The sequence below is a fragment of the Streptomyces sp. NPDC093111 genome, assembly GCF_040683955.1.
Lineage (GTDB): Bacteria > Actinomycetota > Actinomycetes > Streptomycetales > Streptomycetaceae > Streptomyces.
On record NZ_JBFBNW010000008.1, the window covers coordinates 361,731 to 382,779 of the forward strand.

The window sequence follows — 21,049 nt, forward strand, 5'->3', positions numbered from 1 at the left end:
ACGCACAGGCGTCGCTGCGTCAGACGCGGCGGCGCTTCGGCGGACGGCAGCCGTTGTGCGGGGTGGGGGTGACGTCCTGGATCGAGCCGACCTCGAGGCCGGTGGCCTGGAGGGAGCGGATCGCGGTCTCACGGCCGGAGCCGGGACCCTTGACGAAGACGTCGACCTTGCGCATGCCGTGCTCCTGCGCGCGGCGGGCGGCCGACTCGGCGGCCATCTGCGCGGCGAAGGGGGTGGACTTGCGCGAGCCCTTGAAGCCGACGTGGCCGGCGGAGGCCCAGGAGATCACGTTGCCCGAGGGGTCCGTGATCGAGACGATCGTGTTGTTGAACGTGCTCTTGATGTGGGCGTGCCCGTGAGCGACGTTCTTCTTTTCCTTGCGGCGCACCTTCTTGGCAGCGCCCTGACGACCCTTGGGGGGCATCTCTTACTCCTACGGGAGGTGGTCGGTCCTACAGCGAAGACCGCTTGGTCAAGCGTCCGCTGAGGACTACTTCTTGCCCGGCTTCTTCTTGCCGGCGATGGCGCGACGCGGGCCCTTGCGGGTACGAGCGTTCGTGCTGGTGCGCTGGCCGCGGACGGGCAGGCCACGACGGTGGCGCAGACCCTGGTAGCAGCCGATCTCGACCTTGCGGCGGATGTCGGCGGCGATCTCGCGACGGAGGTCACCCTCGGTCTGGAGGTTGGCGTCCACGTACTCGCGGATCTTGACGAGGTCTTCCTCGGCAAGCTCGCGGACACGGGTGGACGGGTTCACGCCGGTCGCGGCGAGAATCTCCTCGGACCGGGTACGCCCGATGCCGAAGACGTAGGTGAGTGCGACCACCACGCGCTTTTCGCGCGGGATGTCAACACCGGAAACGCGTGCCATTCAATGGCTCCTGTGTTCTCGGGGGTCTGCTGCAGAACCGCTCCCGATCGCCGACCGCCCTGTTTCCAGGGAAGTGGTACGAACCGGGTCCCCGGCCCCCGCCGGAGGTGTCGTCAACCGTGCGATCACGGCCCGACGGGCTCTGCGTATGTACGTGTTGCTATGCGTCGCGCGAAGACTGCGAAATGCAGGTCGGTCGGCGTGCGTCAGCCCTGGCGCTGCTTGTGGCGCAGGTTGTCGCAGATGACCATGACCCGGCCGTGGCGGCGGATCACCTTGCACTTGTCGCAGATCTTCTTGACGCTCGGCTTGACCTTCATGGGATGTGAGGTTCTCCGGGTCAGTGCTCACGACCCGCGCAGACGCGCGGGTGCGGGCAAGATCTACTTGTACCGGTAGACGATCCGGCCACGCGTCAGGTCGTACGGAGAGAGCTCCACGACGACCCGGTCGTCCGGGAGGATTCGGATGTAGTGCATCCGCATCTTGCCGGAGATGTGCGCGAGGACCTTGTGACCGTTCTGGAGCTCCACCTTGAACATGGCGTTCGGGAGGGACTCGATCACGGTGCCCTCGATTTCGATGGCACCTTGCTTCTTGGCCACGCTTCGCCTTTCGAATCGGCTACCTTGATCGACTCTCGCTCCGGGTGCGGACACACGGGTACACGAGAGCCGACGCATCAGTCTACGTCAGGGCCTTCCAAAAGACGAATCCGGGAAGTCTGCCCACCGCAGAAGATCGTTACGCAGGGACGCACAAAGCGCCCCCGCCCTTGCTACGCCAGCGGATCGGGCGCCGCGACGACACCCAGCTCCGCCAGCTTGGCCTTGCCGCCGTCGACCGCGGTCAGGACCAGAGGCCCCTCCTCGGTCAGGGCGATCGAGTGCTCCCAGTGCGAGGACCAGGTGCCGTCGGTCGTGATGACCGTCCAGTCGTCGGAGAGGACCTCGGTCCGCGGGGTGCCGAGCGAGACCATCGGCTCGATCGCCAGGCAGAGGCCGGGGACCAGCTTCGGGCCCTTGCCGCGCTTGCGGGCGACGTAGTTCAGCAGGTGCGGGTCCATGTGCATCTCGGTGCCGATGCCGTGGCCGCCGTAGTCCTCGATGATCCCGTAGCGGCCGAGGCTGTGGTCACCGACGGCCGGCCGCGGCTGGCGCTTGATGTACGTCTCGATGGCCTTCGAGATGTCCACGAGCCGGTTGCCCAGCTTCATGGCCGCGATACCGGCCCACATCGACTCCTCGGTCACCCGGGAGAGCTCGACCAGCTCGGGCGCGTGCCCGGTGCCCACGAAGGCCGTGTAGGCCGCGTCGCCGTGCCAGCCGTCGATGATCGCGCCAGCGTCGATCGAGATGATGTCCCCGTCCTTCAGGACGGTCTTCTCGTCGGGGATGCCGTGGACGACGACCTCGTTGACCGAGGTACAGATCGTGGCGGGGAAGCCGCCGTACCCGAGGAAGTTCGACTTGGCGCCATGGTCGGCGATCACCTTGCGGGCGACCTCGTCCAGGTCCCGGGTGGTCGCGCCGGGCACCGCCGCCTCACGGGTGGCCGCGTGGATGGCCGCGACGACCAGTCCCGCCTCGCGCATCTTCGCGATCTGCTCGGGGGTCTTGATCTGCACCATCGTGACGGGGGCCTTCCTTGCGAGTACTGCGTGTACGGGACAGAACAACGATACGGCCGCGGCACCCCGGAAGGGCACCGCGGCCGTATCGCACGAACCGTGGGTTACTTCTTCAGCGCGTCCATCGCCCGCGCCGTGACGTCGTCCACCTTGCCGAGCGCGGAGATCGTCACGACCAGGTTCTGCGCCCGGTAGTAGTCGATGATCGGCTCGGTCTGCGTGTGGTAGACCTCCAGGCGCCGGCGGACGGTCTCCTCGGAGTCGTCGTCGCGCTGGTACAGCTCGCCGCCGCAGGCGTCGCAGACGCCCTCGGCCTTCGGCGCGTTGTACGACACGTGGAACACGTGCGAAGAGTCGTTGCGGCAGATGCGGCGACCCGCGATCCGCTTCACGACCTCGTCCTCGGGGACCTCCAGGTCCAGGACCGCGTCCAGCTGCATGTCCTCGGCCTTCAGGACAGCGTCCAGAGCCTCGGCCTGGGCCACGTTGCGCGGGAACCCGTCGAGCAGGAAGCCGTTGACGGCGTCGGCCTGCTCCATGCGGTCCTTGGCCATCCCGATGGTCACCTCGTCCGGGACGAGGTCACCGGCGTCCATGAACGCCTTCGCCTTCAGGCCCAGCTCGGTGCCCTGCGAGATGTTGGCACGGAACAGGTCACCCGTGGAGATGTGCGGGATGTCCAGGTTCTTGGCAAGGAACGCGGCCTGCGTTCCCTTGCCGGCCCCGGGCGGTCCGACGAGGACGATTCGCATCAGCGGAGGAACCCTTCGTAATTGCGCTGCTGGAGCTGGCTCTCGATCTGCTTCACGGTCTCAAGACCCACACCCACGATGATGAGGATGCTCGTCCCGCCGAACGGGAAGTTGGCATTGGCGCCACCGAAGCCTGCCAACGCCATCGTCGGCACAAGAGCGATCAGACCCAGATACAGCGAGCCCGGCCAAGTGATCCTGTTGAGCACGTAGCTCAGGTACTCGGCAGTAGGACGACCGGCCCGGATACCCGGGATGAAGCCACCATACTTCTTCATGTTGTCGGCAACTTCCTCGGGGTTGAACGAGATCGCCACGTAGAAGAAGGCGAAGAACACGATCAGGAGGAAGTACGCGGCGATGTAGTAGGGGTGGTCACCCTTGACGAAGTGGGCTTCGATCCAGGTCTTCCACCCGGCGGTCGAGTTCGAGAACTGCGCGACCAGCGCCGGGATGTAGAGCAGCGACGAGGCGAAGATGACAGGAATCACACCTGCCTGGTTCACCTTGAGCGGGATGTACGTGGACGTACCGCCGTACGACCTCCGGCCGATCATGCGCTTCGCGTACTGCACCGGGATGCGGCGCTGGGCCTGCTCGACGAAGACGACGAGGGCGACCATGACGAAGCCGATGATGATGACGGTGCCGAACTCGATCCAGCCCTTGGCGAGCTTGCCGCTCTCCTTGATGGCCCAGAGGGCACCGGGGAAGCCGGCGGCGATCGAGATGAACATCAGGATGGACATGCCGTTGCCGATGCCGCGGTCGGTGATGAGCTCACCGAGCCACATGACCACACCGGTGCCGGCGGTCATCGTGATGACCATGGTGGCGGTAGTGAAGATCGACTGGTCGGGGACCACCTGGTTCGCGACGGAGCAGCCGCTGAAGAGCGCGCCCGTCCGAGCGGTGGCGACGAGGCCGGTGCCCTGGAGGATGGCGAGGGCGACCGTCAGATAACGCGTGTACTGCGTGATCTTGGCGGTGCCGGACTGCCCCTCCTTCTTGAGGGCTTCCAGGCGCGGGATGACGACGGTCAGCAGCTGCAGGATGATGCTCGCCGTGATGTACGGCATGATGCCGAGCGCGAAGATGGTGATCTGCAGCAGCGCCCCGCCACTGAACATGTTGACCAGGCCGAACAGGCTGTTGTTGCCCTGCTTCGCCTGGTCCACACACTGCTGCACGGCCTCGTAGCTGACGCCCGGCACGGGGATGTGTGCCCCGAGGCGGTACAGCACGATGATGCCCAGCGTGAAGAGCAGCTTCTTGCGCAGGTCGGGCGTCTTGAACGCCCGGGCGAACGCGGTGAGCACGGTGCCTCCTGCGACCCCCGCGCGCGTGCGTCAGAGGTGACGGTCTTGAGGTTCGACGAATATGAATCCGTCCGGAGAAACCCGCGGGCATACCGCACGCACTCTAGACAGTGGACGCCACCTTACCGGCGACTATGGCCCCCTAGGAACGACCAACCGGGGATGCCCCTTTTGAGAGGCATCCCCGGTCGGATGTTCAGGCCATCGAGTCGTCTCAGACGAGCTCGGTGACAGTGCCGCCGGCAGCGGCGATCTTCTCCTTGGCGGAGCCGGAGACGGCGTCGACCGTCACCTGCAGCGCCACGGAGACCTCGCCGGCGCCGAGCACCTTGACGAGCTGGTTCTTACGAACCGCACCCTTGGCGACCAGATCGGCCACCGTGACCTCGCCACCCTGCGGGTAGAGCGCGGCCAGCTTGTCCAGGTTCACGACCTGGTACTCGGTGCGGAACGGGTTCTTGAAGCCCTTGAGCTTCGGGAGGCGCATGTGGAGGGGCATCTGGCCACCCTCGAAGCGCTCCGGAACCTGGTAACGGGCCTTGGTGCCCTTGGTACCACGACCGGCCGTCTTACCCTTCGACGCCTCACCACGACCCACACGGGTCTTCGCGGTCTTGGCGCCGGGGGCGGGACGGAGGTTGTGGGCCTTCAGCGGGTTGGTCTCCGCCATGTCAGTCAACCTCCTCGACCGTCACGAGGTGGCGGACGGTGTGCACCATGCCGCGGAACTCGGGGCGGTCCTCCTTGACAACCACGTCGTTCAGGCGCTTGAGCCCGAGCGAACGCAGCGTGTCGCGGTGGTTCTGCTTGCTGCCGATGTACGACTTCGTCTGCGTGATCTTGAGGCGGGCCATCAGGCACCCGCCCCGGCACGCGCACGAAGCAGAGCCGCGGGGGCGACGTCCTCGAGGGGCAGACCACGGCGAGCCGCGATCTCCTCGGGACGCTGCAGGCCCTTGAGGGCCGCCACGGTCGCGTGCACGATGTTGATCGCGTTGTCGGAGCCGAGCGACTTCGACAGGATGTCGTGAACGCCGGCGCACTCGAGCACGGCACGCACCGGGCCACCGGCGATAACGCCGGTACCGGGGGAAGCCGGCTTGAGCAGGACGACGCCCGCGGCCTTCTCGCCCTGGATCGGGTGCGGGATGGTGCCCTGGATACGGGGGACCTTGAAGAAGTGCTTCTTGGCCTCCTCAACACCCTTGGCGATGGCGGCCGGCACCTCCTTGGCCTTGCCGTAACCGACACCCACGGTGCCGTCACCGTCGCCCACCACGACCAGCGCGGTGAAGCTGAAGCGGCGACCACCCTTGACTACCTTGGCGACGCGGTTGATCGCGACAACGCGCTCAACGTACGCGGTCTTCTCGGCGGCAGCGCCACCGTCGCGGCCCTTCCGGTCCCGCCGCTCGCCGCCACCGGCACCGCTTCCGCGGCGCTGGGGTCCAGCCATTGGATTACCTCTCTCTGTTACGTCCGTTAGTCCCGGAACCGGGGCTTAGAACTTCAGCCCGGCTTCGCGGGCGGCGTCAGCCAGAGCGGCAATGCGCCCGGCGTACCTGTTGCCACCACGGTCGAACACGACGGTCTCGACACCGGCGGCCTTGGCGCGCTCAGCGACCAGGGCGCCGACCTGCTTGGCCTGCGCGGACTTGTCACCCTCGCCGCCACGGATCGACGCGTCCAGGTTCGACGCGGACGCAAGGGTGTGGCCCTTGAGGTCGTCGATGACCTGAGCGGTGATACCGCGGTTGGAACGCGTCACGACGAGGCGCGGACGCTCCGCCGTACCCGACACGTGCTTGCGGATGCGCAGGTGACGGCGCGCCTTGGCAGCGCGCTTGTAAGCGTCGCCCTTGGCGATCTTCACACCGTATGCCATGGCTTACTTACCAGCCTTTCCGACCTTGCGGCGGATGACCTCGCCCGCGTACTTGACGCCCTTGGCCTTGTACGGGTCGGGCTTGCGCAGCTTGCGGATGTTGGCGGCGACCTCGCCGACCTTCTGCTTGTCGATGCCCTCGACCGCGAACTTGGTCGGCGACTCGACCTTGAACGAGATGCCCTCGGGCGCCTCGATCATGATCGGGTGGCTGTAGCCGAGCTGGAACTCCAGACCGGAGCCCTTCGCGGCCACGCGGTAACCGACACCGCTGATCTCGAGCGCCTTGACGTAACCCTGGGTCACACCGGTGATCATGTTGGCCACCAGCGTGCGGGACAGGCCGTGAAGGGCCTTGTTCTGACGCTCGTCGTTCGGACGGGTGACGTTGAGAACGCCGTCCTCGCCCTTAACGATCTCGATCGGCGCGGCGACGGTGTGGCTCAGGGTGCCCTTGGAACCCTTCACCGTGACCGTGCGGCCCTCGATGGTGACGTCCACGCCGGCGGGAACCTGGATAGGCAGCTTGCCAATACGCGACATTAGCTATTCCTCCGTTCCCGACTACCAGACGTAGGCGAGGACTTCCCCACCTACGCCCTTCTTGCCTGCCTGCTGGCCGGTCAGGAGGCCGTGGGACGTGGAGATGATCGCCACGCCCAGGCCGCCGAGAACCTTCGGCAGGTTGGTGGACTTCGCGTAAACCCGGAGGCCGGGCTTCGAGATCCGCTTGATGCCCGCGATGGAGCGCTCACGGTTCGGACCGAACTTGAGCTCGAGGACGAGGTTCTTGCCGACCTCGGCGTCCTCGACCTTCCAGCCCGTGATGAAGCCCTCCTGCTGGAGGATTTCCGCGATGTGAGACTTGATCTTGCTGTGCGGCATCGTCACGGAGTCGTGGTATGCCGAGTTCGCGTTACGCAGACGAGTCAGCATGTCCGCGATCGGATCAGTCATGGTCATGAATTGGCCTTCGGCCTCTCTCGCCGGGGTTTCCTGTATGCGCCATCCCTCTCCCCACACAGGGGCGGGACGGGTGCGGCGCGGGGACCTACGGCGTAGTAAGTCGTACGGGCGGCGGACGCCCAACCCCACTAGCCTAAGCCATGCGGGGCCGGACGGCCGCCAACCCAGTGCTTACCGAGAGACTCCGGTCATTCACCAACGCCCAAAGGGCGAAGGGGAATTACCAGGAGCTCTTGGTCACGCCCGGCAGCTCGCCACGGTGAGCCATCTCACGAAGGCACACGCGGCACAGGCCGAACTTGCGGTACACGGAGTGAGGGCGGCCGCAGCGCTGGCAGCGGGTGTAACCCCGCACGCCGAACTTGGGCTTGCGGGCAGCCTTCGCGATAAGAGCCTTCTTCGCCATCTCGCTTACGCCTCCTTGAACGGGAAGCCGAGGTGACGGAGAAGCGCGCGGCCCTCGTCGTCGTTGGTCGCCGTGGTGACCACGGTGATGTCCATACCCCGGGTACGGTCGATCTTGTCCTGGTCGATCTCGTGGAACATGACCTGCTCCGTGAGACCGAAGGTGTAGTTGCCACGGCCGTCGAACTGCTTCGGGGACAGGCCGCGGAAGTCGCGGATGCGCGGAAGCGCGAGCGACAGGGTGCGGTCCAGGAACTCCCACATGCGGTCGCCACGGAGGGTGACGTGCGCACCGATCGGCTGACCCTCGCGCAGCTTGAACTGCGCGATGGACTTGCGGGCCTTGGTGACGGCCGGCTTCTGACCGGTGATGGTGGTCAGGTCACGGACGGCACCGTCCATGAGCTTCGAGTCACGGGCGGCGTCGCCGACACCCATGTTGACCACGATCTTCACGAGGCCGGGGATCTGCATGACGTTCTCGTACTTGAACTCGTCGTGCAGCTTGCCCGCGATCTCCTCGCGGTACTTCGTCTTGAGACGCGGAGTGGTGGTAGCCATCAGATGTCCTCACCCGTCCGCTTGGCAACGCGGATCTTGTTGCCCTCGTCGTCGAAGCGGTAACCGACACGCGTGACGACCTTCTTGCCGTCCTTCTCCACGACCAGCTGGACGTTGGAGACGTGGACCGGAGCCTCGGTCGTCACGATGCCGCCGGCCTGCGAGGGGCCGGCCTTGGTGTGCTTCTTGACCCGGTTGACACCCTCGACCAGGACGCGGTTCTCAGTAGGGAAGGCCGTGATGACCTTGCCCTGCTTGCCCTTGTCCTTACCGGTGATGACCTGGACCAGGTCGCCCTTCTTGATCTTCATGCTTACAGCACCTCCGGCGCGAGCGAGATGATCTTCATGAACTTCTTCTCGCGCAGCTCACGGCCCACCGGGCCGAAGATACGGGTGCCGCGAGGGTCGCCGTCGTTCTTCAGAATGACGGCGGCGTTCTCGTCGAAGCGGATGTACGAGCCGTCCTGGCGGCGGCGCTCCTTGACGGTGCGAACGATGACCGCCTTGACGACGTCACCCTTCTTCACGTTGCCACCGGGGATCGCGTCCTTGACGGTGGCGACGATGACGTCACCGATGCCCGCGTAGCGGCGACCCGAGCCACCGAGAACACGGATGCAAAGGATCTCCTTGGCACCAGTGTTGTCGGCGACACGCAGTCGCGACTCCTGCTGGATCACGTCTATCTCCTGATTTGTCTGCCGGTTCCCCGCCAGGGGCCGATCACTCGGCCCCCGGCGGAGCCTGGCGGAACGAACCTGAGGGAATCCTCAGGTGCTTACTTGGCCTTCTCGAGGATCTCGATGACGCGCCAGTGCTTCGAGGCGGACAGCTTGCGCGTCTCCATGAGGAGGACACGGTCGCCGACGCCCGCAGCGTTCTGCTCGTCGTGAGCCTTGAGCTTGTTCGTACGGCGGATGACCTTGCCGTACAGCGCGTGCTTCACGCGGTCCTCGACAGCGACGACGACGGTCTTGTCCATCTTGTCGCTGACGACGAGGCCCTCGCGGACCTTGCGAGCGTTGCGCTCGGTCTTCTCAGTCACGTTGTTCTCGCTCATCAGACGTTCTCCACCGTCTCGATGCCCAGCTCACGCTCGCGCATCAGGGTGTAGATCCGGGCGATGTCCTTACGGACGGACTTGAGCCGGCCGTGGTTCTCGAGCTGGCCCGTCGCCGCCTGGAAGCGGAGGTTGAACAGCTCTTCCTTGGCCTCGCGGAGCTTGGCGACAAGCTCCTCGTTGCCCAGCTCGCGCAGCTCGGACGCCTTGGTACCGGCCGACATCACAGCTCACCTGCCTCGCGCTTAACGATCTTGCACTTCATCGGCAGCTTGTGAGCCGCACGAGTCAGAGCCTCACGCGCGATCTTCTCGTTCGGGTAGGACAGCTCGAACATCACCCGACCGGGCTTGACGTTCGCGATCCACCACTCCGGCGAACCCTTACCGGAACCCATGCGGGTCTCGGCAGGCTTCTTCGTGAGCGGGCGGTCCGGGTAGATGTTGATCCAGACCTTGCCGCCACGCTTGATGTGGCGGGTCATCGCGATACGCGCGGCCTCGATCTGACGGTTGGTCACGTACGCCGGCGTGAGGGCCTGAATGCCGTACTCGCCGAACGCAACCTGCGTGCCACCCTTGCTCATGCCAGAGCGCTTGGGGTGGTGCTGCTTGCGGTGCTTGACCCTACGGGGGATCAGCATTTCGGTCAGGCCTCCGTTCCGGTGCTCTCAGCAGCCGGAGCGGCGGCGGGAGCGTCGGCCTTGGGGGCCTCGGCAGCCTGAGCCTGCTGCGGCTTGCGACCGCGACCGCCACGCTCGCCACCGCGGCCACCGCGGCCGGCCGGACGGTCAGCGCCGCCACGGGCCGGGCGGTTGCCAGCGCGGGCAGCAGCGTTCTCGGCGCGGACCTCGGCGATGTTCTTGACGTCGCCCTTGTAGATCCAGACCTTCACACCGATGCGGCCGAAGGTCGTCTTGGCCTCGAAGAAGCCGTAGTCGACGTTCGCGCGGAGCGTGTGCAGGGGCACACGGCCCTCGCGGTAGAACTCCGAGCGGGACATCTCGGCGCCGCCGAGACGGCCACCACACTGGATCTTGATGCCCTTGGCGCCGGCCTTCATCGTGCCCTGCATGCTCTTACGCATGGCGCGACGGAAGGAGACGCGGGAGGACAGCTGCTCGGCGACGGCCTGGGCCACCAGCTGAGCGTCCATCTCGGGGTTCTTGACCTCGAGGATGTTCAGCTGGACCTGCTTGCCGGTCAGCTTCTCCAGCTGGCCACGGATCTTGTCGGCCTCGGCGCCGCGGCGACCGATGACGATGCCCGGGCGAGCCGTGTGGATGTCCACGCGGACGCGGTCACGGGTGCGCTCGATCTCAACCTTCGAGATGCCGGCGCGCTCCATGCCGGACGTCAGCATCCGACGGATGGCGACGTCTTCCTTGACGTAGTCCTTGTACAGCTTGTCGGCGTACCACCGGGACTTGAAGTCCGTGGTGATGCCGAGCCGGAACCCATGCGGGTTAACCTTCTGGCCCATTACCGGGTTCCTTCCTTGCTGCTGACGACCACGGTGATGTGGCTGGTCCGCTTACGGATCCGGTAGGCACGGCCCTGAGCACGCGGACGGAACCGCTTCAGGGTCGGGCCCTCATCCACGTACGCCTCGCTGATGACCAGCGAAGAGGCGTCGGTGTGGTCGTAGTTGTGCGCGGCGTTGGCAATGGCGCTGTCCAGCACCTTGCCAACCGGCACGCTCGCGGCCTGCGGGGCGAAACGCAGGACCGCCTGAGCCTCCGTGGCGTCCATGCCACGGATAAGGTCCACCACGCGGCGGGCCTTCATGGGCGTGACGCGGATGTACCGCGCCTGGGCCCTGGCTTCCATGGTTGTCCTTCCAGTGTCTGTCATGGTCATTCCACCCCGCTACTAGCGGCGCTTCGACTTCCGGTCGTCCTTCACGTGACCCCGGAAGGTGCGCGTCGGCGAGAACTCGCCGAGCTTGTGGCCGACCATCGACTCGGTGACAAACACCGGAATGTGGGTCTTGCCGTTGTGCACCGCGATCGTGTGGCCGAGCATGGCCGGGATGATCATCGAGCGACGGGACCAGGTCTTGATGACGTTCTTGGTACCGGCTTCGTTCTGGGCGTCCACCTTCTTGACGAGGTGGCCGTCGACGAAGGGTCCCTTCTTGAGACTGCGCGGCATCTAAACCCGCTCCTAGCGCTTCTTGTTCGTCTTGCGGCGGCGGACGATGTACTTGTTCGAAGCCTTCTTCGGCGAACGAGTACGACCCTCCTTCTGACCCCACGGGGAGACCGGGTGGCGACCACCGGAGGTCTTGCCCTCACCACCACCGTGCGGGTGGTCAACCGGGTTCATCGCCACACCGCGGACGGTCGGGCGAACGCCCAGCCAGCGCTTACGGCCGGCCTTGCCCCAGTTGATGTTCGACTGCTCGGCGTTGCCGACCTCGCCGATGGTGGCGCGGCAGCGGGCGTCGACGAGACGGATCTCACCGGACGGCATACGAAGGTGGGCCATCGTGCCCTCCTTCGCCAGCAGCTGCACGGAGGCACCAGCGGAACGCGCGAACTTGGCGCCGCCACCGGGGCGGAGCTCGATCGCGTGGATCGTGGTACCGACCGGGATGTTGCGGAGGGCCAGGTTGTTACCGGGCTTGATGTCCGCGCCCGGGCCGTTCTCGACGCGGTCACCCTGCGTCAGACCCTTGGGGGCGATGATGTAGCGCTTCTCGCCGTCCGCGTAGTGGAGCAGCGCGATGCGCGCGGTGCGGTTCGGGTCGTACTCGATGTGCGCGACCTTGGCCGGCACGCCGTCCTTGTCGTGACGACGGAAGTCGATCAGACGGTAGGCGCGCTTGTGTCCACCACCCTGGTGGCGAACGGTGATCCGACCGGTGTTGTTACGGCCGCCCTTGCTGTGCAGGGGGCGAACCAGCGACTTCTCCGGCGTGGACCGCGTGATCTCGACGAAGTCGGCTACGGAGGAGCCACGACGGCCCGGCGTAGTCGGCTTGTACTTGCGGATTCCCATTTCTCAGTCCTCGTCCGATTCCGGACGATCCAGACCGCCCTTAGGCGGTCGGACCGCCGAAGATGTCGATACGGTTGCCCTCAGCAAGGGTCACGATGGCGCGCTTGGTGTCCTTGCGCTTGCCGAAACCGGCCTTGGTGCGCTTGCGCTTACCCTGGCGGTTGATCGTGTTGACCCCGGTGACCTTGACCGAGAAGACCGCCTCGACGGCCTGCTTGATCTGGGTCTTGTTGGAGCCAGGCGCGACGATGAACGTGTACTTGTTCTCGTCCAGCAGAGCGTAGCTCTTCTCCGAGACGACCGGCTTGACGAGAATGTCGCGCGGGTCCGAGAAGGTCTTGCTGGTGACGACGGCCTCAGTCATCAGGCGTCGCTCCCTTCGGTCTCAGCGGTCTGGGGGCCAGACACGAAGGACTCGAAGGCGGCCTTGGTGAAGACCACGTCGTCGGAGACGATCACGTCGTACGTGTTGAGCTGGCCCGGCTCCAGGATGTGCACCTGGGGCAGGTTGCGGGCGGACAGCCACGCGGCCTCGTCGGAGCGCTCGACGACCAGGAGCAGGTTCTTGCGCTCCGAGATCTTGCCGAACAGCGTCTTCGCGGCCTTGGTGGAGACGCCACCCTCGACCACGTCGGTGACGACGTGGATGCGGGAGTGGGTCGCGCGGTCCGAGAGGGCACCGCGGAGGGCGGCGGCCTTCATCTTCTTCGGGGTCCGCTGCGAGTAGTCACGCGGCACGGGACCGTGCACGACGCCACCACCGGCGAACTGCGGCGCGCGGGTCGAGCCCTGACGGGCGCGGCCGGTGCCCTTCTGGCGGTACGGCTTGCGGCCACCACCACGGACCTCGCCACGGGACTTGACCTTGTGCGTGCCCTGACGGGCCGCGGCCAGCTGCGCGACGACGACCTGGTGGATCAGCGGGACGCTGACCTTCGCGCCGAAGATCTCCGCGGGGAGCTCGACGGTGCCGGCCTTGTCGCCGGAGGGCGACAGGATGTCAATGGTGCTCATCGGTTCCTCAAACCCCCTTGGCCGCGGTGCGGACCAGGACGAGGCCACCGTTCGGGCCGGGAACGGCGCCCTTGATGAGCAGCAGTCCCTTTTCCGCGTCAACGGCGTGGACGGTCAGGTTCTGGGTGGTCACGCGCTCGTTGCCCATACGGCCGGCCATGCGCATGCCCTTGAAGACGCGGCCCGGAGTGGCGCAGCCACCGATCGAACCAGGCTTGCGGTGCACGCGGTGGGCACCGTGAGAAGCCTTGCCACCACGGAAGTTGTGGCGCTTCATGACACCGGCGAAGCCCTTGCCCTTGCTCTTACCGGTGACGTCGACCTTCACGCCGGCCTCGAAGAGCTCAGCGGTGATCTCCTGGCCGAGCGTGTACTCGGAGGCGTCAGCGGTACGGAGCTCCACCAGGTGGCGGCGCGGGGTGACGTCGGCCTTGGCGAAGTGACCCTTGAGGGGCTTGTTCACCTTGCGCGGGTCGATCTCGCCGAAGGCGATCTGGACCGACTCGTAGCCGTCGTTGTCGTTCGTGCGGACCTGGGTCACGACATTCGGGCCGGCCTTGACGACGGTCACCGGGACGACCCGGTTGTTCTCGTCCCAGACCTGCGTCATGCCGAGCTTCTCGCCCAGGATGCCCTTGATGTTCTTAGCCATCTCGCGCGCCCTCAGAGCTTGATCTCGATGTCAACGCCCGCCGGGAGGTCGAGGCGCATGAGCGAGTCAACCGTCTTCGGCGTGGGGTCGAGGATGTCGATGAGGCGCTTGTGCGTGCGCATCTCGAAGTGCTCGCGCGAGTCCTTGTACTTGTGCGGCGACTTGATGACGCAGTACACGTTCTTCTCAGTGGGCAGCGGCACCGGGCCCGCGACCGACGCACCAGTGCGCGTCACCGTCTCGACGATCTTCTTCGCCGAGGAGTCGATGACCTCGTGGTCGTAGGCCTTGAGCCGGATGCGGATCTTCTGTCCCGCCATGGCTACTCAGTAGTCCTGTTCTCTGTCGTAAACGCTCTGGAACCCGGGCGGCTGTGCCCTCTCGCGAGAACACCGCTCCTCCTCCGACCCACGCGGTCGGGCGTGTCGCACTCCCTCTACGAAGAATTCCCAGAGGAATTCCCAACCAAGGGGGTGCGGGCCATGGACCGCGAGGCGGGGGTGGAACACCCACCGGGTGCCTGGTGGAGGCCCCGCTGGCACTTCCCGGAAGATTCCCGTACGTCCGCCCCAGGGGGGCGACGAGTACTGTGGGACTCGCTTCCGGTCCTCCCGGCGGGAGGCGCGCAGCATCGGCACTCAACCGAGCAACCCCGACAGTCTGCCATACGAGGCCATCCCGCCGCCAATCGGCGGCGAAGACTGTACCCCACGTCACGTCGGGGTACACGCAGGGGCACGACGGGAGGGGTCGCGTCCCCGCGGGTACCCCGGGACGGCCGCCTCAGGTGCGGGTGGCCCGCCCGCACTCGGCCTGCGCGGGGGCGTCCTTCCCGCCGGCCCGCCTCGGGGCGACGCTCCGGTCGTACGGGTCCACCGCCTCGCCGGTCGGGCCCCGCCCCGGGTCCGGGGCGTCCTCGTCGAACTGCGGGTGCAGGAACCCGTCGTCGATCGTGCAGGAGCTGTTGGCGACGTCGTACGTCGTGTCGATCAGGGTCAGCGCGCCCGGCGTGACCTGCCACCGGCCGGGCTGGTAGACGCCCATCTCCAGCGTGCGGCGGACGATCGTGCGCGCGACCTCGTCGGCGCCGGGGCGGGACTTCACCAAGGGGTACACGAAGCTGTAGTCGGCCTTGATCACGACCATGCCGGGCCGGTCGCCGGCCGCGAAGGTCAGGTGCCCCCGCGTCTTGACCACCTGGCCCACCGGGCGGACCTCGGGGCCGAAGCGGGTGAACCAGAACAGCGGGTCCAGCTTCTCCGTCGGCTTGCGCAGCGCGTCCTCGAACCAGCCGTGCAGCTCCTTCTGCCGCGGCTCGACCAGCGCGATCGCGGCCGCCGGGCGCTCGCCCCTGAGGGTGCCGGTGTCGAGGTTGGTCTCGATCAGATAGCTCCTGGTCCGCTGGAGCGCCGCCGTCACCTGCGCCCGCGAGAGGCCGCCCACCGCCTTCGCCGGCGGCAGCTCGATCCCCGCCGCCCCGTCGGCCCAGCGCAGCGCCGGGGAGCCCCTGAAGGGCTCCTTCAAGGTCGGCCGGTGCGGGTCCACCGCGTCCGGCGCGGCGGTCGGGCGGGCCGTCTCGGCCGCGAGCGGGGTGGTGTCCTCGGGGCGGTCGGTCCAGCTGGACGGCAGTGCGGAGGTCACGCCCTCCGGGAGGTGCTCGGTCAGCAGCTGGGGGCGTACGGCGACCAGCGCGAGCGCGGCCACCAGGGTGATGCCGAGCGCGGCCTTGGCCCGGCCCCGGCGGCGGGCGGTGCCGTTCATCTCCTGCCAGGCGGGCCCGGTGCGCCAGCCCGCGGGCTCCTCGCGCTTCGACCGCTTCTGTGTCTTCGGGGGCTTCGGGGGCTTGGGCGGCTTCTCCCGCTTCGGCGGCCTGGCCTTCCTCAGGAGCTTCTCCTGCTCCGGAGTCCCGAGCCCCTGCTCGCGCGCGCCCTCGACGAACGAGGCCCATTCCTCGTCGGAGACCGACGGCTTCTCACTCATGTGCTTCCCACCCCGGGTGCTGCTGCGTCTCGTCCTGCGATCCGGACGCTCTCACGCCGCCGGACGGGCGGAAAAGCCTGGTCAGCGCCTCTTGATCAGTTCGTGACCGCATCCGGCCGCTTACCGTAGAACCCGGGTCGTCGGATAACCGTCTAGTCGGACGCACGAGGCCCGGTACCGCAGCACGACGCACGGGGGACGTACGACCGGTGGACAGCAGAAGAGTGGCGCGGCGCGGTGTTCTCGCGGGTGCGGTGGCGGTCGCCGCCGCGACGGCCGCGGGGTGTTCCGTACCGCCGCGACCGCGCATCGAGCGGAGCGCGGACCCGAAGCCGGGGCTGCCGGTGGCCGCGCGGGACGGCGGGGCGCTGCTGATGCAGTTCGCCGCGCACCCGGACGACGACCTGTACTTCATGAACCCCGACACCCAGCGGCTGCTCGACGCCGGGGTCCCGGTCGTCTCCGTGTACGTCACGGCGGGCGAGCACACCGGCGTCAACCGGATCAAGGGCATGCCCGAGACCCCTCCCGACCGGGCCGCCTACTCCTCCGCCCGCCACCAGGGCCTGCGGCAGGCGTACGCGGAAGCGCTCGGTGCGGACCGGTTCACCCCGTGGGAGAAACGAATCTCCACGCTCGCCGGCGGGCGGCGGGCCGAGGTCGACACCCTCGCGCACGACGGGCGCCGGGTCGAGCTGGTCTTCCTCAACCTGCCCATGCACACCTCCCGCCGTTACATGGCGCTCCCCGCGCTCTGGGAGGACCGCGCCCTCGAACTGCGCACCCAGCTGTCCGCGGACTCCCCCCTGACCCGCACCGACCGCTACGACCACGACGGCCTGACCGAGGTCCTCGCCGGGCTCCTGGCCACGTACCGGCCCACCGTCGTGCACACCCTCGACCCGGACCCGGACCTCCAGCACAGCGACGAGGCCACCCGCAAGCGGGACAGCGAGCAGCCCGGCTACTCCGACCACGGCGACCACACCGCCGTCGCCTGCTTCACCTGGGCGGCGCTGCTGCGCCGGGTCGCCGACGCCACCGCCGGCGGCGGGCCCGTCCCGGCGTTCACCGTCACCGCCTTCCGCGGCTACTACAACCGGCACTGGCCCAAGAACCTCCCGCCGCGGGTCCTCGCCGAGAAGGCCGCCCACCTCGTCCCCTACGGCGGCGACCCCTCCTGGGAGTGCGGCAACCCCTCCGGCTGCGGCGACTACGGCGTCGGCGGCGACCGGCCCCTCACCAACAAGAAGGGCTGGGTGCGCTCCACCCACTACCGCTGGCCCGCCCCCGCGCCCGCCGTCACCACCGAACCGGACGGGCGGCTCGCCGCGTACGGCGTCCTCGGGCTGCGCGCGGTCCGCTGGCGCGAGACGGCCCCCGGCTCCGGCCGCCTCGGCGCGCCCGAGGACCTGGGCGGCGGCCCGCTGGCGCCCGCCCTGGCCCGGACGGTGCTCCGGGACGGCCGGGTGCTGCTCTTCGGCGTGCGCTTCGCCGCCCTCGCCGGCCGCGGCGGCCCGAACCGGCGCGAGCTCGTCGTCCTGGAGCAGCGCTCCCCCGGCGGCCCGTTCCTCGCCTGGCGGGGCCTCGGCAATCCGGAGCGCGGCGACGACCTCGGGCGCCGGATCGGCGCGCCGGTGGCCGTCACCGCGCCCGACGGGCGGGTCCACCTCTTCGTGCGGGACGCCGAGCAGGGCGTCGCCACCCGGGTACGGGCCGCCGACGGCGCCTGGGGTCCGTGGCGGGCGCTCCCGGCGCGGGGCGAGCTCCAGGACGGTCTGACGGCGCTGACCGGCGCCGACGGCCGCGTGCACGTCCTGGCGGCCGGCCGGGACGCCGTACGCCACTGGATCGACGGCTCCCCCGCGGCCCCGCTCCCGCTCGCCGGCGACCCGGTGGCCGCGGTCCCGGCCCCGGGCGGCGTCCAGGTGTTCTACCGGCGCCCGGCGGAGGCCCGGCTGCGCGCGACGAGCGGCACCGCCCCCCTCTTCGACGGCTACGGCCTGCTGTCCGCCGAGCCGGGCCCCGGCGGCCCGGTGCTGGTGGGCCGGGACCAGGACCACCGGGTCCAGCTGTACCGCGCGGGGCGTCCGCACACCCGTACGGGAGGTCCCGCACCGGTCGGCGACGCGGTGCCGCACGAGGGGGCGGTGGTCGGCCTCGGGGCGGACGCGCGGCCCTGGGTGTGGCGTCCGTAGCAACGCCGAGGGCCCGCCTCCCCGAAGGGAGACGGGCCCTCAACGCGAGCCGTTCTCAGGTCACTTGGTGAAGTAGCCCGTGATGTCGGCGAGCAGGTCGACCGAGCCGGACCTGTTGTAGAAGTTCACCTTGCCGTTGACGACGGGCACGACCACCAGGTTGGGAATGGTCAGGCCGGAGGTGAAGTTCAGGTTCGAGGCGCTGGTGCGCTCGGTGCCGTCCGGGTAGACGGAGACGAAGCTGCCCGAGGTCGGGTTGGTCGCCGTCACGTTGAGGACGACGGCCGTGACGCCGGTCGCCGGGACGCCCTGCACGCCCGCCACGTCGAGCGTGACGAAGCTGTCCGCGCCGATGGCGCCCTTGCGGACACCGAGGCCGGAGCGGGTGTCCATCAGGCGCTTCGGGCCCAGGTTGATGTGCGAGGCGCCGGTGTTCTCCGACGTGAAGTAGCCGGTGATGTCGGCGAGCAGGTCCACCGTGCCGAACTTGTTGTAGAAGCTGACCTTGCCGTCGACGACGGGCACGACCACCAGGTTCGGGATCGTCTGGCCGGCGGTGAAGTTCAGGTTCGACGCGCTGGTGCGGGCGGTGCCGTGCGGGAAGACCGACACGAAGCTGCCCGCGGTCGGGTTGGTCGCGGTCACGTTCAGGACCACGGCGGTGACCTTGTCGGCCGGGACGCCGCTGACGCCGGCGACCTGGAGGTCGACGGTGCTGTCCGGGCCGACCTTCGCCTTGGCGACGCCGGTGCCGTACCGCGTGTCCATCAGCCGCAGCGGGCCGAGGTTCACGTGGGTCGAGCCGCTGGTGTCCTTGGCGTAGTAGCCGGTGACGTCGGCGAGCAGGTCGACCGAGCCGGCGTGGTTGTAGAACTTCACCTTGCCGTCGACGACGGGCACGACGACCAGGTTCGGGATCGTCTTGCCCGCGGTGAAGTTCAGGTTCGACGCGCTGGTGCGGGCCGTCCCGTTCGGGTACACGGAGACGAAGCTGGTCGCGGTCGGACCGGTCGCGGTCACGTTGAGCACGACGGCGCCGACGCCGGTGGCCGGGACGCCGCCCTGGCCGGCGACCTGGAGGGTGACCTCGCCGGCCGGACCGACCTTGGCCTTGGCCACGCCGAGCCCGGAGCGGGTGTCCATCAGGCGGGTGGGCGTGAGCGGCTTGTACGTCTTCGGACCGGGCACCGTCACGGTGACCGGGGCCGAGGTCGTGACCTTGCCGGAGGTGTGCGTGGCGCGGACGGCGACGCTGTGGTCGCCGTAGCCGCTGACGTTCAGCGCGGAGCTGCGGATGTGACCCCAGCTCGTGGTGGCGACCTGGCCGTCGACGAGGACCTCGAACTTGCTGATGAGGCTGTTCGGCGCGGTGCTGGTCGACCAGTTCACGGTGACCGGCCCGGGGGTCTCGTAGCCGCTGCCGACCGCGGTGGCGCCGCCGGTGAGCGAGTCGACCTTGAGGCCGGCGACGGAGCCGGTGGCGAACGCCCGGATCTGCGGCAGCTGCGGGTACAGCATGTTGCCGGGGCACTGGGTGTTGAAGCCGTTGCGGTGCCCGGAGACGGCGTCGAAGCTGTACGTCTGGCCGAGGGTGAACTTCTCGCCGAAGAAGTTGTTCTGCGTGGCACCGGCGGTCAGCGTGGCCTTGCCGCCCGGGTCGACGCCGTACTGGCCCAGCTTGTACGCGATGACCTTGGACGCCGAGATCAGCGCGGCCTCGGGCGCGGCCTTGCTGGTGTAGTCGCCCATGATGGAGACGCTGGTCGACTCGGAGTTCCAGCCGTAGGTGTGCGCGCCCAGGACCGGCTGGTCGACGCCGCCCTGGCGGCCCTCGAAGATCGTGCCGCACTTGTCGACGAGGAAGTTGTAGCCGAGGTCGCGCCAGCCGTTGGTCTTCACGTGGTACACGTGGATCGCCCTGACCAGGGCGGCGGACTGGGCGCAGTCGTAGTCCGCGTCCGTCGTGTGGTGCACGAACGCGGCCTTGATCTTCCCGCCGGGCAGGTAGATCGGGCCCTCGTTGTTCAGCGACTCGTCGGCGCCCCACTCGGCGCGGCTGACGATCGTCGGCCGCGGGGCCGTCGACTCGGGGCCGGTCGGGGTCGGCGGGACGTCGGCCTTGAAGGCGGCGGTCTCCGCGTTCAGGTCGCCGGTGGCGGCCTTCGCGGGCGCACCGGGGTCGACCAGGTCCAGCCGGAGGCCGGCCGGGAGGATGCCGCTGGCGGCACCGTCGGTGACCCGGACCTCGGCGCCGTCGGAGGCACCGACCCAGACGGGCTCGGTGGAACCGCGGGCGCCGGCCCGCTTGCCGTCGAGCAGCGCGGGGTAGGGCTCCAGGTCCATCCACTCGGTCCACGCGCCGGTCTCGGCGTCGCGGGAGCGGGCCTGGATCTTGCCCTTGATCTTCGCCTCGGGGTCCGTCCAGGACACGCCGAGGAGGCCGAAGCGCTGGGTGTCACGCTGGGACAGGACGGCTTCGCCGTGACCCTTGTCGGTCAGAGCGAGCTTCTGGACCTCGCTCTTGACGGGTCCGGTCTCCTCCCCCGTGGCGCTGTAGACGCTGGGCGGGTTGGGCGTGGGGCCCTCCTCGCCGAACACGGCGCCGTTCGCGGCGGCCTGGAACCCCAGCACCGTCGCCGCGGCGAGACCCGCCGCGATCGCCGTACGACGTACCCGCTTGCTCTGTTTGCGACGTACTCCACGTCCCGAACTCAAGTCGTCTCCACCCCTGTATGTGCCCATGACACGGCTG

At 68.2% G+C, this 21,049-nt stretch carries 31 protein-coding genes; 1 reads left to right on the plus strand and 30 read right to left on the minus strand.

Annotated features, from left to right (window positions below):
- Positions 1-19: 19 nt before the first annotated feature.
- The 29 genes from rpsK to AB0Q96_RS16870 form a co-directional block, all read right to left on the minus strand.
- Positions 20-424, minus strand: a complete 405-nt coding sequence (rpsK, locus tag AB0Q96_RS16730; RefSeq protein ID WP_003956432.1) for a 30S ribosomal protein S11 — start codon at positions 422-424, stop codon at positions 20-22.
- 66 nt (positions 425-490) lie between these two features.
- On the minus strand, positions 491-871 hold the full coding sequence (gene rpsM, locus AB0Q96_RS16735; protein WP_030214048.1) for a 30S ribosomal protein S13: 381 nt from the start codon (positions 869-871) through the stop codon (positions 491-493).
- 206 nt (positions 872-1,077) lie between these two features.
- Positions 1,078-1,191: a 50S ribosomal protein L36 gene (gene rpmJ, locus AB0Q96_RS16740; protein ID WP_003956441.1), complete on the minus strand. Its 114-nt coding sequence runs from the start codon at positions 1,189-1,191 to the stop codon at positions 1,078-1,080.
- 63 nt (positions 1,192-1,254) lie between these two features.
- Positions 1,255-1,476 (minus strand): translation initiation factor IF-1, encoded by a 222-nt coding sequence (infA, locus tag AB0Q96_RS16745; RefSeq protein ID WP_003956442.1) that lies wholly within the window; start codon positions 1,474-1,476, stop codon positions 1,255-1,257.
- Positions 1,477-1,649: 173 nt separating this feature from the next.
- Positions 1,650-2,501, minus strand: a complete 852-nt coding sequence (gene map / locus AB0Q96_RS16750) for a type I methionyl aminopeptidase (RefSeq protein ID WP_365326005.1) — start codon at positions 2,499-2,501, stop codon at positions 1,650-1,652.
- Between the two features lie 104 nt (positions 2,502-2,605).
- Positions 2,606-3,253, minus strand: a complete 648-nt coding sequence (locus AB0Q96_RS16755; protein WP_365326007.1) for an adenylate kinase — start codon at positions 3,251-3,253, stop codon at positions 2,606-2,608.
- On the minus strand, positions 3,253-4,572 hold the full coding sequence (secY, locus tag AB0Q96_RS16760) for a preprotein translocase subunit SecY (protein WP_365326009.1): 1,320 nt from the start codon (positions 4,570-4,572) through the stop codon (positions 3,253-3,255). Before secY ends, AB0Q96_RS16755 begins: the two co-directional genes overlap by 1 nt.
- Before the next feature lie 214 nt (positions 4,573-4,786).
- Positions 4,787-5,242: a 50S ribosomal protein L15 gene (gene rplO, locus AB0Q96_RS16765; protein ID WP_365326011.1), complete on the minus strand. Its 456-nt coding sequence runs from the start codon at positions 5,240-5,242 to the stop codon at positions 4,787-4,789.
- A 1-nt stretch (position 5,243) separates the two neighbouring features.
- Positions 5,244-5,426 (minus strand): 50S ribosomal protein L30, encoded by a 183-nt coding sequence (rpmD, locus tag AB0Q96_RS16770; protein WP_005313525.1) that lies wholly within the window; start codon positions 5,424-5,426, stop codon positions 5,244-5,246.
- Positions 5,426-6,028 (minus strand): 30S ribosomal protein S5, encoded by a 603-nt coding sequence (gene rpsE / locus AB0Q96_RS16775; protein ID WP_135332562.1) that lies wholly within the window; start codon positions 6,026-6,028, stop codon positions 5,426-5,428. Before rpsE ends, rpmD begins: the two co-directional genes overlap by 1 nt.
- A gap of 45 nt (positions 6,029-6,073) precedes the next feature.
- A complete protein-coding gene (rplR, locus tag AB0Q96_RS16780; protein ID WP_329423214.1) occupies positions 6,074-6,457 on the minus strand; it encodes a 50S ribosomal protein L18 in 384 nt (127 codons plus the stop codon).
- Between the two features lie 3 nt (positions 6,458-6,460).
- A complete protein-coding gene (gene rplF / locus AB0Q96_RS16785) occupies positions 6,461-7,000 on the minus strand; it encodes a 50S ribosomal protein L6 (protein ID WP_329423213.1) in 540 nt (179 codons plus the stop codon).
- A 21-nt stretch (positions 7,001-7,021) separates the two neighbouring features.
- Positions 7,022-7,420 carry a 30S ribosomal protein S8 gene (gene rpsH / locus AB0Q96_RS16790; protein WP_015035585.1) on the minus strand — a complete coding sequence of 133 codons (399 nt, stop codon included), beginning with the start codon at positions 7,418-7,420 and terminating at the stop codon, positions 7,022-7,024.
- Between the two features lie 223 nt (positions 7,421-7,643).
- Entirely contained in the window at positions 7,644-7,829 is a 186-nt protein-coding gene (locus tag AB0Q96_RS16795; RefSeq protein ID WP_003948630.1) for a type Z 30S ribosomal protein S14, read from the minus strand.
- 5 nt (positions 7,830-7,834) lie between these two features.
- Positions 7,835-8,392: a 50S ribosomal protein L5 gene (gene rplE, locus AB0Q96_RS16800; protein WP_329428483.1), complete on the minus strand. Its 558-nt coding sequence runs from the start codon at positions 8,390-8,392 to the stop codon at positions 7,835-7,837.
- Entirely contained in the window at positions 8,389-8,700 is a 312-nt protein-coding gene (gene rplX, locus AB0Q96_RS16805; RefSeq protein WP_329423212.1) for a 50S ribosomal protein L24, read from the minus strand. Before rplX ends, rplE begins: the two co-directional genes overlap by 4 nt.
- A gap of 2 nt (positions 8,701-8,702) precedes the next feature.
- On the minus strand, positions 8,703-9,071 hold the full coding sequence (gene rplN, locus AB0Q96_RS16810; RefSeq protein ID WP_003956455.1) for a 50S ribosomal protein L14: 369 nt from the start codon (positions 9,069-9,071) through the stop codon (positions 8,703-8,705).
- A 98-nt stretch (positions 9,072-9,169) separates the two neighbouring features.
- The gene (gene rpsQ, locus AB0Q96_RS16815; RefSeq protein WP_046908249.1) at positions 9,170-9,451 is read right to left on the minus strand and encodes a 30S ribosomal protein S17; all 282 of its coding nucleotides are present in this window, start codon (positions 9,449-9,451) and stop codon (positions 9,170-9,172) included.
- On the minus strand, positions 9,451-9,675 hold the full coding sequence (gene rpmC, locus AB0Q96_RS16820; RefSeq protein ID WP_046908248.1) for a 50S ribosomal protein L29: 225 nt from the start codon (positions 9,673-9,675) through the stop codon (positions 9,451-9,453). Before rpmC ends, rpsQ begins: the two co-directional genes overlap by 1 nt.
- The gene (rplP, locus tag AB0Q96_RS16825) at positions 9,675-10,094 is read right to left on the minus strand and encodes a 50S ribosomal protein L16 (RefSeq protein WP_015035580.1); all 420 of its coding nucleotides are present in this window, start codon (positions 10,092-10,094) and stop codon (positions 9,675-9,677) included. Before rplP ends, rpmC begins: the two co-directional genes overlap by 1 nt.
- Positions 10,095-10,099: 5 nt before the next feature.
- Positions 10,100-10,933 (minus strand): 30S ribosomal protein S3, encoded by an 834-nt coding sequence (rpsC, locus tag AB0Q96_RS16830; protein WP_046908247.1) that lies wholly within the window; start codon positions 10,931-10,933, stop codon positions 10,100-10,102.
- Complete coding sequence (gene rplV, locus AB0Q96_RS16835) at positions 10,933-11,280, minus strand: 50S ribosomal protein L22 (RefSeq protein WP_004571827.1); 348 nt, start codon at positions 11,278-11,280, stop codon at positions 10,933-10,935. The genes rpsC and rplV overlap by 1 nt, the downstream gene beginning before the upstream one ends.
- A 42-nt stretch (positions 11,281-11,322) precedes the next feature.
- Entirely contained in the window at positions 11,323-11,604 is a 282-nt protein-coding gene (rpsS, locus tag AB0Q96_RS16840; protein ID WP_015035577.1) for a 30S ribosomal protein S19, read from the minus strand.
- 12 nt (positions 11,605-11,616) lie between these two features.
- Entirely contained in the window at positions 11,617-12,453 is an 837-nt protein-coding gene (rplB, locus tag AB0Q96_RS16845) for a 50S ribosomal protein L2 (RefSeq protein WP_329423211.1), read from the minus strand.
- Positions 12,454-12,493: 40 nt separating this feature from the next.
- Positions 12,494-12,817 carry a 50S ribosomal protein L23 gene (gene rplW, locus AB0Q96_RS16850; protein WP_024755407.1) on the minus strand — a complete coding sequence of 108 codons (324 nt, stop codon included), beginning with the start codon at positions 12,815-12,817 and terminating at the stop codon, positions 12,494-12,496.
- Complete coding sequence (gene rplD / locus AB0Q96_RS16855) at positions 12,817-13,467, minus strand: 50S ribosomal protein L4 (RefSeq protein ID WP_365326017.1); 651 nt, start codon at positions 13,465-13,467, stop codon at positions 12,817-12,819. The genes rplW and rplD overlap by 1 nt, the downstream gene beginning before the upstream one ends.
- A gap of 7 nt (positions 13,468-13,474) precedes the next feature.
- Complete coding sequence (gene rplC, locus AB0Q96_RS16860) at positions 13,475-14,119, minus strand: 50S ribosomal protein L3 (RefSeq protein WP_329423208.1); 645 nt, start codon at positions 14,117-14,119, stop codon at positions 13,475-13,477.
- An 11-nt stretch (positions 14,120-14,130) separates the two neighbouring features.
- Entirely contained in the window at positions 14,131-14,439 is a 309-nt protein-coding gene (gene rpsJ, locus AB0Q96_RS16865) for a 30S ribosomal protein S10 (protein ID WP_003948644.1), read from the minus strand.
- A gap of 463 nt (positions 14,440-14,902) precedes the next feature.
- Complete coding sequence (locus tag AB0Q96_RS16870; protein ID WP_365326019.1) at positions 14,903-16,099, minus strand: hypothetical protein; 1,197 nt, start codon at positions 16,097-16,099, stop codon at positions 14,903-14,905.
- 224 nt (positions 16,100-16,323) lie between these two features.
- Between AB0Q96_RS16870 and AB0Q96_RS16875 the strand changes: the two genes are divergently transcribed.
- Positions 16,324-18,297: a PIG-L family deacetylase gene (locus AB0Q96_RS16875; RefSeq protein WP_365326077.1), complete on the plus strand. Its 1,974-nt coding sequence runs from the start codon at positions 16,324-16,326 to the stop codon at positions 18,295-18,297.
- Between the two features lie 60 nt (positions 18,298-18,357).
- Here AB0Q96_RS16875 and AB0Q96_RS16880 read toward each other — a convergent pair whose 3' ends face one another.
- The gene (locus tag AB0Q96_RS16880; protein ID WP_365326021.1) at positions 18,358-21,012 is read right to left on the minus strand and encodes an N-acetylmuramoyl-L-alanine amidase; all 2,655 of its coding nucleotides are present in this window, start codon (positions 21,010-21,012) and stop codon (positions 18,358-18,360) included.
- Between the last annotated feature and the right edge of the window lie 37 nt (positions 21,013-21,049).